The sequence below is a fragment of the Amycolatopsis sp. WAC 01375 genome (assembly GCF_003947325.1).
Classification (GTDB): Bacteria; Actinomycetota; Actinomycetes; order Mycobacteriales; family Pseudonocardiaceae; genus Amycolatopsis.
This window is the reverse complement of record NZ_QHHW01000031.1, coordinates 48,527-57,619: the sequence shown is the minus strand read 5'-3', so window position 1 is coordinate 57,619 and position 9,093 is coordinate 48,527. Positions and strand designations below refer to the sequence as shown.

Here is a 9,093-nt window from a genome sequence, read left to right as displayed (position 1 = left end):
GGCACCGTGCCACCCCTGGCACCCTTGACCGCTCGAGCCGCCGCCGAGGGCGCGATCGGCGGCTCGCAGATCGACGCCATCATCCGCACCCTCGCCCGCATCCCCTCCACCGTCCCCGACGAAGACATCCGAGCCGGGGAAAAGATCCTGGTCGACCTGGCCCGGCATGCCGGGCCTCGGCAGATCGCCCGCGCCGGACGCCGCCTGCTGGACAAACTCGACCCCGACGGCAAAGAACCCCGCAACGAAGACCCCCAAGACACCCGCCCAGAAATGCGGTTCATCAAACACCGCGACGGCACCCTCGGCCTGAAAGCCACCCTCAACCTCGAAACCTACGCCCGCCTGAAGTCGGATTTGGATCCGATGGCCAAACCCCACAAAGCCATCGACGGCATCCGGGACTCCCGCACCCAAGACGAACGCTACGGCGATGCTTTCACCGACTACGTCCGGTTGAAAACCACCAGCCGCAACCTCCCCGGCCAAGCAGGCGAGGCCACCCACATCCTGGTCACTATGTCCTACGACGACTTGATCCGCGACATCGGTGAGGCACACTTGGATCTGGTGGGACCGATCAGCGCCACCGACGCCCGCATCCTCGCCTGCGACGCCCGCGTCCGACCAGGCGTCCTCGGCACCGCAGGCGAACCCCTCGACATAGGGCGGTCGAAACGGACCGTGTCGCTCGCCCAGAAATACGCACTCACCCTCCGAGACGGCGGCTGCGCCTTCCCCGGCTGCGACATGCCCGTACCCCGCTGCACCGCCCACCACATCGTCTTCTGGCGACACCACGGCGAAACGAAAATCGACAACCTCGTACTGCTCTGCACCAAACACCACCGGCTCATCCACCACAGCACATGGAAAGTCCAGATCGCCCAAGACGGACTACCCGAATTCACCCCGCCCGCCTACCTCGACCCCACCGGAACACCACGGAGGAACACCATGCACCTCAGGATCTAGGCCGACCCCTGTGGACCAGCCGCCGAAACGAGTTGTCGAACCTCAGCTACCCGTCGAGAAACCGGGTCGGCTAAACGACACCGAGTCCCACGACGAGCCCGCATCCTCGACCCATCGTGCCAACGAGCAACCGAGCCTCAACCACCTACCCGAGGATCGAGCTCAACGGTGCCGTCACCGGCTCCGGATCTCGGTCCCTCGCCTCAGGTTCGTCACCAGCGCCGTCGACTTTCCCGTGACGGCGGCCGCGAGTGGTCGTTCGAGACCAGGAAGGCGTGCCACGCGAAGCAAAAACCGGCGCGCCTGGAGGAGGAGCCGGTTCGCGGGCAGGAACCATCGTGCGCCTCGTCGGGCGACGTGTTGCTTCTCCTTCACCACCGGGCGGACCAGTTTTTCGTACTGTGCGAAGGCGGCCTCGATCGAGCGTGATCGGGTGAGTTGTTCGGCAAGGACGAACGCGCCCGTGATCCCGAGCGAAGCGCCTTGGCCGGCGAGAAGGGAGACTGCGTAACAGGAATCGCCGACGAGGACGACCCGGCCGCGGCTCCAGGACGGCATCTCGATCTGCGCGACCTGGTCGTAGTACACCTCGCGGGGAGGAGGGCAGAGATCGAGGGCCCTGGGCACCGCCCAGCCGAGCGAGCGATAGTTCGCGCGGAGTGCCGCTCGCGCGTCGTCGGGCAGGGCCGGATCCGTCGTGCGGTGCACGGCGAACGCCGCGAGTTTGCCGTCGCGGAGACCGTAGAAGCCCATCTGCCTTCCGATGGTGTCGGTCAGGCAGAACCGTTCCCCCACCTGCGCGCGGATCTCTTCGTCCTCGAAGACGAAGGCCGCCGTGTGGAAACCGAGGTAACGCAAGTACCGGCTTTCGTCACCGAAGACCAGTCGGCGCACGGTCGAATGGATTCCGTCGGCTCCGACCAGCAGGTCGGCTTCGAGCGTCTCGCCGTCCGCCAGGGTGATCCGCACGCGGTCACCGAGGTCATCGACGCCCGCGACGCCAGTGCCGAATCGGAGGTCCACTGTGGATGGAAGGTTCGTACGCAGGACGTGTTCGAGGTCGGGTCGCATGATGCTGCGGAGCCTGCCTCGCACCGACTTGGCGAACTGGACGTAGTCGATCGCCGCCCGGCGGCGGCCACGTTCGTCCAGCAAGCTCGCTTCGTTCACCTGGTATGCCACGTCTTCGACCTGAGGCAGCAGGCCCATCTCCTCGACCGCGTCGAAGCCGGGGCCGAAGAAGTCGATCATGTAACCCTGCTCCCGCGGCCCTGTGGCACGTTCCAGCACCACTACCTCGACGTCCGACGCCGCGAGCCTGTGCGCCAGCGCCAGTCCAGTGATCCCGGCACCGCAAATCGCCACCTTCATCGGGGTTCCTCCCTTTCGGTTCAGCCGACCAGCCTGCGCAGGACGGACGGAGAGACGGCGCGGCCGAGTTCCGGGCCGAGCGCGCGATGCAGCAGAAGCCCGTCCACGGCGGCGAAAAGCACCGCGGCCGTGTCTTCGGCTTCGGCCACGCCGTGCTCCGCCAACCAGCCGCCGAAGCGGGTGCGCATACCGGCGAGGATTTCGCGGATGCCCTCACGCAAGGTGTCGTCACGGGTCGCGGTGAGGTAGGCCTCGGCGAACAGCAACGACATCGGGTCGGTGCCGGAGTACTCGCCGACCGACGCCAGCAGCGCGTCCACCGCGTCTTCGGGCGTCTCGACGGTTTCCAGCGCCGGCTCGAAGGCGACGGCGACCTCTCGCATCGCCCCCAGTACGGCCTCGATCAGCAAGGCCTGCAGCGAGGGGAAGTGGTAGTGCACAACGCTCGGCGTGACACCCGCACGGTCGGCCAGGATCCGGGTGCTGACCGCGGACCAGCCGAGTTCGGGCACGAGCGCGACGGCCGCTTCGAGCAACCGCCGCCGCACGGCCTGACCGCGTTCCGCTGCCGGGGATCCTGCCATCGTCGCCTCCTAGGGCGTTCGTCCTGTACGACTGCCCTGATCGTATGCCCGGATCCAGCCGCCGCGCAAACCCGGAGGTCACACCACGTTCAGGAGCTCCACCACGCGTTCCGCGGTCGCGACGCTGGATTGCGGGTTCTGTCCGGTGACGAGGTTCCGGTCGACGACGACCTTGCTCGACCAGGCGGCCGCCGGAGTGACGATCGCGCCCCGTTCCCGAAGCCGCGCCTCGACGAAGAACGGGCTTTTGTCCCCTAGCCCGCCCTGGCGTTCCTCCTCGTCGCTGAACGACGTCATCGAGCGGCCGGCGAAGGTGAACGAGCCGTCGTCGCGGCGCGCGCTGAGCAAGGCGGCGAGTCCGTGGCAGAGCGCGGCGATGGTCTTGCCGCGCGCGTCGGCGTCGTTCAGCAGGCGGCCGAGGTCGGCGTCGTCCACCAGGTCGGTCATCGGACCGTGACCGCCCGGCAGGTAGAAGGCGTCGTAGTCATCGGCCGAGACGTCGGAGAGCTTGAGCGGCGCCGCGAGGTCCAAGCCCTTGAGGTAGTCGGCGAACTTCGCACCTTCGGCCGGGTCGACGCCGCCGCGTTCGTCGAGGCTGATCGGGTCGACGGTCGGCCGGAGCCCGGACGGCGTCGCGATCTCCACCCGGTGACCCGCCGCCACGAGCACGCGGTGCGACTCGGCGACCTCCTCGGCCCAGAACCCGGTCGGGTGGTCTCCGCCATCGGTGAGCCGCACGTGGTCGGCGGCCGAGACGATCATGAGAATCCGTGCCATGACAGTTCCTTTCCGTTTCGCGGGGCGGTGTGCCTCGCTGACGGCTTCAACCGCGTCTTCGCCGCGAGTACTCCGCGCCGTCGGCTACTATCCATAAGATTCCTTATGGAAGGTGGCTTGCATGCCCAACTTGGATCGACTGGCGACCTTCCTGTCCATCTACCGTCAGGGCTCGCTCTCCGCGGCCGCCGCCGAACTCGGCCTGACCCAGCCCGCCGTCACCGGACAACTGCTCAAGCTCGAGGAAGAACTCGGGGAGCGACTGTTCGTCCGGTCGCGGCAGGGCGCGGCGCCGACCGCCCGCGCAGCCGAACTCGCGGTCAGGATCGGCACCAGGATCGATGAACTGCGCGGTGCTCTGACCGCCGGCGACGACGAGGGCCAGTACCGCGAACGCGTGGCGTTGGGCGGCGCGAGCGACGGTATGGCGACGCGGTTCTTGCCCGCGCTCGCCCCGCTGACCGAACGCGGGCTACGGCTCACCGTCACGCTCGGGCTCGCCGACGAACTCCTGTCCGCCCTCGAGGCCGCACGTCTGGACCTCGTCATCTCCTCGGTCCGGCCGCGGCAGCGCGGTATCACCGCGATCCCGTTGATCGACGAGGAGTTCGTCCTGGTCGCCGCGCCCGCGCTCGCGCGGAGTGTCGATCCCGCGTTGCTCGCCGCCGACCCGGTGCCCGCGCTGGCCCATCTGCCGCTGATCGCGTACGCCGACGATCTGCCGATCGTCCGCCGCTACTGGCGCAGCGAATTCGGGCGGCGGCCACCGAACCGCGTCGCGATGGTCGTTCCCGACCTCCGCGCGATCCTCGCCGTCGTCGTCGCGGGCGCCGGAGCGAGCGTGCTGCCGCGCTACATCGCCGCGGCCGCGCTCGAAGCGGGCTCGGTCGCGGTCGTGCACACCCCGGTGGTGCCGCCGCTGAACACCATCTACCTCGCGCACCGGTCGGGGACGGCACGGCCGGTGGTGACCCTCATCCGCGACAGGTTGCTGGAACGCGCTCGCGCCTGGGGCTCGCTCTGAAACTCCGGACGCGGCAAAAATAACCTCTTTCCGCATCGCGACCACCGCGAGGCTTGCTCCTCCGAAACCTTTCTTGGAGGACACGTGGTCTCGAAACCCCGCCTGGCACTGGGCATGCTCGTCTTGGTCGCGTTGGCGGGTGGATTGCTCGCGTTGCTCATCTCGCTCGATGTCGGCGCCTTCTGGGCCAAGACGCTGCCGCTCGTCTTCCTGGCCGGCGGGGCGGCCTTCGCCCAGTCCCTCGGCCTGTTCAACAAGGCGCCCAAGGATTAGGGGGTTCGTTCAGGCGCGCTGAGGCGCGAAGGTCCGGCGATAGTCCTGCGGGGAGACCCCGACGACCTTGTGGAAATGGTGGCGCAGCAAGGCTCCCGAGCCGAAACCGCAGCGGCGCGCGACCTCGTCGATGCCCATCGTCGTCTCTTCCAGCAGCGACCTCGCGTGCAGGACCCGTTGCGTCGAAAGCCATCGGTGTGGAGTGGTGCCCGTCTCGGCGACGAACTTTCGAGCGAAGGTGCGCTCGGACATCCGGGCCCGGCGGGCGAGATCGGCGACGGAGTGGTCGAGGGCGATGGTGTCGAGCATCCAGGTGAGCACCGGCTGGAGGCTGTCACCGGTGCACTCCGGGATCGGCACCTCGACGAACTGCCGTTGCCCGCCCTCGCGCTGCGGCGGCACCACCATGCGCCGGGCGATCGCGGTGGCCGCGGCGGAGCCCAGTTCGCGCCGGACAAGATGCAGGCAGGCGTCGATGCCGGCGGCCGTTCCGGCGCTGGTGATGATGTCGCCGTCGTCGACGAAGAGGACGTCCGGATCCAGCTGCGCCAACGGGAACCGGTTCCGGAACCTGGTGCTGTGCCGCCAGTGGTTCGTGCAGCGCCGTCCGTCGAGCAGGCCGGCGGCGCCCAGTACGAAAGCGCCGGTGCAGACCGAAAGCAGCGTGGCTCCCCGCGCCGAAACCGCGCGAAGCGCTTCGAGGACCGCGGGCGGATACTCGTCGCGCACATCGCAGGCGGGGACGACGACGAGGTCCGCGTCCTCGGTCGCTTCGAGACCGTGTTCCGGGGTCACTTTGACGCCGTGGCCGAGGCTGAGCGGCTCTCCCGCCCGCTCCCCGCACACGCGGAAGTCGAGCAGTGGCACTCCGTCATCGGTGCGGTCGTAGCCGAACACCTCGCAGACGACACCGAACTCGAAAGGGGCGAAGTCGTCCAGCAGTACCACGGCGACGCTCTTCAGCATGGCCCGAGCATAGCTGGCAGGATCTTGACGCACAACGACAGAACTGCCACTTCTGGCAGGATATCTCGTGGCGCAAACTTACTGCCATGACCGCAATCATCGTGACCCTCGCCCTGATCGCCCTCGTCACCTACCTCCTGAACCGCAACCACACGCGGCACGGACGGCCGGACGTCGCCGGTGGCGACCCGCTCACCAGGCCCTTCCGGCGGGGCGGCGCGACAGTCTGAAGCCACTCCGAAGGCCACGATGTCGATGACCCGGTGTCACGAGAGACACGTTCCCCGCCGGGGCCGCTGACGAAGCCCACATCCGCCGAGGTCAAACCGCATATACCGGTTTAAACCTCTTCGCCCGCATTTTCTGCCGGTTACCAGTTTTCTGGTTAGGGTGCAGTGGTGCAAACGGGTTAACACGGGCGGAAGGAGATCGCGCTGTCATCGGCGCGTGGCTGAACATGAGTTCGCAGGACGGTAAACAAGCGGAAGAAGAGGTAGGCGCGGAGACCGCGACAGACCTCGCCCACGCACCGGATACGACAGGCCCGGGCCATCCGCCCGATGAGCACGTCCCCCTCGACCTCGCCTCCGAACGCCCCGCCGAGACCGACCGGACCGTTTTCGGTGTGGCCGCGGCACTCGCGCTCGCGATCATCGTCTGGGGTGTGCTGGCCCCGGAAAACCTCGCGAGTGTCGCGTCGACCCTGTTGAACGACGCCGTGATCCCGTACGGCGGCTGGGCTTTCGTACTGACAGCGAGCGGTTTCGTGCTCTTCGCGGTCTGTCTGGCCATAAGCCGCTACGGCCGGATCCCGCTGGGCGGGGACAAGGAACTGCCCGAATTCCGGACGTCGTCGTGGATCGCGATGATGTTCAGCGCCGGCATGGGCATCGGCTTGATGTTCTTCGGGGTGTACGAACCGGTCTCCCACCTCGCGAGCCCGCCTCCGGGCACCGCGGCCCCGAACTCCGACGAAGCCGTCCACACCGCGATGGCGACGACGTTGTTCCACTGGACCGTGCACCCGTGGGCGATCTACGCGGTGGTCGGTCTCGCGATCGCCTACAGCACCTTCCGCAAGGGCCGCACCCAGCTGATCAGTTCGGTGTTCGCGCCGCTGATCGGCAAGCGGCGCACCGAAGGCCCGCTGGGCAAGGCGATCGACATCATGGCGATCTTCGCCACCCTGTTCGGTTCGGCCGCGTCACTCGGCCTCGGCGCGCTGCAGGTCGGTGGCGGGATGGGCGCCGTCGGCTGGATCGACGACCCCGGCAAGGGCCTGCTGGTCGCGATCATCGCGATCCTCACCATCGCGTTCATCGCTTCGGCGGTTTCCGGGGTGGCCAAGGGGATCCAGTGGCTGTCCAACATCAACATGGTGCTCGCCGCGGTGCTCGCGGTGTTCGTGCTGGTGGTCGGTCCGACCGTGCTGATCCTCAACATCGTGCCGGGTGCCATCGGCGACTACTTCCGCGAACTGGCGGAGATGTCGGGCCGCACCGGGATGACCGGTGGCGCGGAGATGCAGACCTGGCTCGGCGGCTGGACGGTCTTCTACTGGGCGTGGTGGATCTCGTGGACGCCCTTCGTCGGCATGTTCATCGCGCGGATCTCGCGTGGCCGCACGATCCGGCAGTTCATCTTCGGGGTCATCGCGATCCCGAGCATCGTGAGCCTGATCTGGTTCGCGATCTTCGGTGGCGCGGCGATCAGCAGGCAACGGGCCGGGACGGACATCGCGGGCGCGGACAGCGCCCAGTCGGCGACGTTCGAACTGCTCGAGACCCTGCCTTGGTTCATCCCGATCGCGATACTGGTGATGATCCTGGTGTCCATCTTCTTCGTCTCCGGTGCCGACGCGGCGTCGGTGGTGATGGGCACCTTGTCCCAGCGCGGAAGCGTGCATCCGAAGAAGACCGTCGTGATCTTCTGGGGCGTGCTGATGGGCGCCGTCGCGGCGGTGATGCTGCTGGTCGGCGGGAACAAGGCGCTGACCGGTCTGCAGAACCTGACGATCCTGATCGCGGTGCCGTTCGTGTTCGTGATGGTCGGGTTGTGCGTGTCGGTCTGGAAGGACCTGCGCAACGACCCGCTGATGAAGCAGGAAGACGCGATGATGTTGTCGCTGAAGGAACTGCACGAGGAACGCACGAACGGCCACGGCCGCCGTCGCATCCTCGGACGGTCGAAGCAGCGCACCTGATCCCGTAAAAAGTACATGAAGGCCCCCATCCTTGCGCCTAGCTACAGGATGGGGGCCTTCATGTACTTCAGGCGCGTCCGATGGCGACGAAAGCGCACAACGCGAGGTAGCCGAGGTCCAGCAGCGCGACCATCGGCTCGCGGCGGCGCAGCCGTACGACCACGGCGCCCGCCATGACCAGCGCCAGCCCGAGAGCGGCCAGCGGCACGAGTTCCGGCGCGATGTCGAGCAGGGCCGGAAGGATCAGGCCGACGGCGCCCAGGATCTCGACCAGCCCGATGAACTTCACGGTGCCCGGGCTGAAGTCCAGCACCCAGCCCGCGGCCGACGCCACCCCGGCGATCTTTTCCCGTTGCAGGAACAGTTTCCCGATGCCGGACACGACATACATGACGGCAAGCAGCCAGGCGACGATCCACAGTGCGGTGTCCATCAATGCCCCGCGAACTGGCCGGGCGTGTAGTCGCCCGCCGGCTGCCGGGTGATGACGTTCAGCCGGTTGAAGGCGTTGATGAGCGCGATCTGGGTCACCAGCGCCACGAGCTGCTCGTCGTCGTAGTGCTTGGCGGCGGCCGCCCACGCCTCATCGGTGACACCGGCGCTGTCGGCGAGACGGCAGCCCTGCTCGGTGAGCTCCAGCGCGGCGCGCTCGGCCTCGGTGAAGACCGTCGCCTCTCGCCAGCAAGCGATCAGGTTCAGCCGGGTCGTGGTCTCCCCCGCGTGCGCAGCGTCCTTGGTGTGCATGTCGAGGCAGCCCGAGCAGCCGTTGATCTGGCTGGCCCGGATGTTCACCAGTTCCCTTGTCGCCAAAGGAAGTTCGCTGCTGTCGACGACTTTCGCGGCCGAAGCGAGGTGCTTCACCAGCTTCGGCGCGAGAGCGGTCTTGAGGAATTCGAGCCGTGCCTGCATGGGATTTCTCC

At 67.5% G+C, this 9,093-nt stretch carries 11 protein-coding genes; 5 read left to right on the top strand and 6 right to left on the bottom strand.

Going from position 1 to position 9,093, the window contains the following annotated elements; translation table 11 throughout:
• The coding region (locus tag DL991_RS19810; RefSeq protein ID WP_148106368.1) for an HNH endonuclease signature motif containing protein at positions 1–975 on the top strand (975 nt) is incomplete at its 5' end.
• A gap of 174 nt (positions 976–1,149) precedes the next feature.
• On the opposite strand, the gene DL991_RS19805 is transcribed toward DL991_RS19810, so the two are convergent.
• From DL991_RS19805 to DL991_RS19795, 3 genes are all read right to left on the bottom strand, one after another.
• Positions 1,150–2,346 (bottom strand): FAD-dependent monooxygenase, encoded by a 1,197-nt coding sequence (locus DL991_RS19805; protein WP_125785824.1) that lies wholly within the window; start codon positions 2,344–2,346, stop codon positions 1,150–1,152.
• Positions 2,347–2,366: 20 nt separating this feature from the next.
• The gene (locus DL991_RS19800) at positions 2,367–2,930 is read right to left on the bottom strand and encodes a TetR/AcrR family transcriptional regulator (protein WP_125785823.1); all 564 of its coding nucleotides are present in this window, start codon (positions 2,928–2,930) and stop codon (positions 2,367–2,369) included.
• Between the two features lie 78 nt (positions 2,931–3,008).
• Positions 3,009–3,707 carry a type 1 glutamine amidotransferase domain-containing protein gene (locus DL991_RS19795; protein WP_125785822.1) on the bottom strand — a complete coding sequence of 233 codons (699 nt, stop codon included), beginning with the start codon at positions 3,705–3,707 and terminating at the stop codon, positions 3,009–3,011.
• Between the two features lie 121 nt (positions 3,708–3,828).
• On the opposite strand from DL991_RS19795, the gene DL991_RS19790 reads away from it, so the two are divergent.
• Together DL991_RS19790 and DL991_RS19785 are read left to right on the top strand one after the other, a co-directional pair.
• Positions 3,829–4,731 (top strand): LysR family transcriptional regulator, encoded by a 903-nt coding sequence (locus DL991_RS19790; protein ID WP_125785821.1) that lies wholly within the window; start codon positions 3,829–3,831, stop codon positions 4,729–4,731.
• Positions 4,732–4,815: 84 nt separating this feature from the next.
• Positions 4,816–5,004 carry a hypothetical protein gene (locus DL991_RS19785; RefSeq protein WP_125785820.1) on the top strand — a complete coding sequence of 63 codons (189 nt, stop codon included), beginning with the start codon at positions 4,816–4,818 and terminating at the stop codon, positions 5,002–5,004.
• A gap of 9 nt (positions 5,005–5,013) precedes the next feature.
• On the opposite strand, the gene DL991_RS19780 is transcribed toward DL991_RS19785, so the two are convergent.
• The gene (locus tag DL991_RS19780) at positions 5,014–5,970 is read right to left on the bottom strand and encodes a GlxA family transcriptional regulator (protein ID WP_125785819.1); all 957 of its coding nucleotides are present in this window, start codon (positions 5,968–5,970) and stop codon (positions 5,014–5,016) included.
• Positions 5,971–6,056: 86 nt separating this feature from the next.
• Between DL991_RS19780 and DL991_RS42970 the strand changes: the two genes are divergently transcribed.
• The gene (locus DL991_RS42970) at positions 6,057–6,200 is read left to right on the top strand and encodes a hypothetical protein (RefSeq protein ID WP_199746612.1); all 144 of its coding nucleotides are present in this window, start codon (positions 6,057–6,059) and stop codon (positions 6,198–6,200) included.
• A gap of 227 nt (positions 6,201–6,427) precedes the next feature.
• Complete coding sequence (locus DL991_RS19775) at positions 6,428–8,173, top strand: BCCT family transporter (RefSeq protein WP_199754013.1); 1,746 nt, start codon at positions 6,428–6,430, stop codon at positions 8,171–8,173.
• Between the two features lie 67 nt (positions 8,174–8,240).
• On the opposite strand, the gene DL991_RS19770 is transcribed toward DL991_RS19775, so the two are convergent.
• The gene (locus tag DL991_RS19770; protein WP_125785818.1) at positions 8,241–8,606 is read right to left on the bottom strand and encodes a DoxX family protein; all 366 of its coding nucleotides are present in this window, start codon (positions 8,604–8,606) and stop codon (positions 8,241–8,243) included.
• Positions 8,606–9,082 (bottom strand): carboxymuconolactone decarboxylase family protein, encoded by a 477-nt coding sequence (locus DL991_RS19765; protein ID WP_125785817.1) that lies wholly within the window; start codon positions 9,080–9,082, stop codon positions 8,606–8,608. The genes DL991_RS19770 and DL991_RS19765 overlap by 1 nt, the downstream gene beginning before the upstream one ends.
• Positions 9,083–9,093 lie beyond the last annotated feature (11 nt).

Coding starts and splice junctions, on each gene's coding strand:
- DL991_RS19805 (WP_125785824.1), bottom strand. CDS start 2,346: ATGAAGGTGGCGATTTGCGGTGCCGGGATCACTGGACTGGCGCTGGCG.
- DL991_RS19800 (WP_125785823.1), bottom strand. CDS start 2,930: ATGGCAGGATCCCCGGCAGCGGAACGCGGTCAGGCCGTGCGGCGGCGG.
- DL991_RS19795 (WP_125785822.1), bottom strand. CDS start 3,707: ATGGCACGGATTCTCATGATCGTCTCGGCCGCCGACCACGTGCGGCTC.
- DL991_RS19790 (WP_125785821.1), top strand. CDS start 3,829: ATGCCCAACTTGGATCGACTGGCGACCTTCCTGTCCATCTACCGTCAG.
- DL991_RS19780 (WP_125785819.1), bottom strand. CDS start 5,970: ATGCTGAAGAGCGTCGCCGTGGTACTGCTGGACGACTTCGCCCCTTTC.
- DL991_RS42970 (WP_199746612.1), top strand. CDS start 6,057: ATGACCGCAATCATCGTGACCCTCGCCCTGATCGCCCTCGTCACCTAC.
- DL991_RS19775 (WP_199754013.1), top strand. CDS start 6,428: ATGAGTTCGCAGGACGGTAAACAAGCGGAAGAAGAGGTAGGCGCGGAG.
- DL991_RS19770 (WP_125785818.1), bottom strand. CDS start 8,606: ATGGACACCGCACTGTGGATCGTCGCCTGGCTGCTTGCCGTCATGTAT.
- DL991_RS19765 (WP_125785817.1), bottom strand. CDS start 9,082: ATGCAGGCACGGCTCGAATTCCTCAAGACCGCTCTCGCGCCGAAGCTG.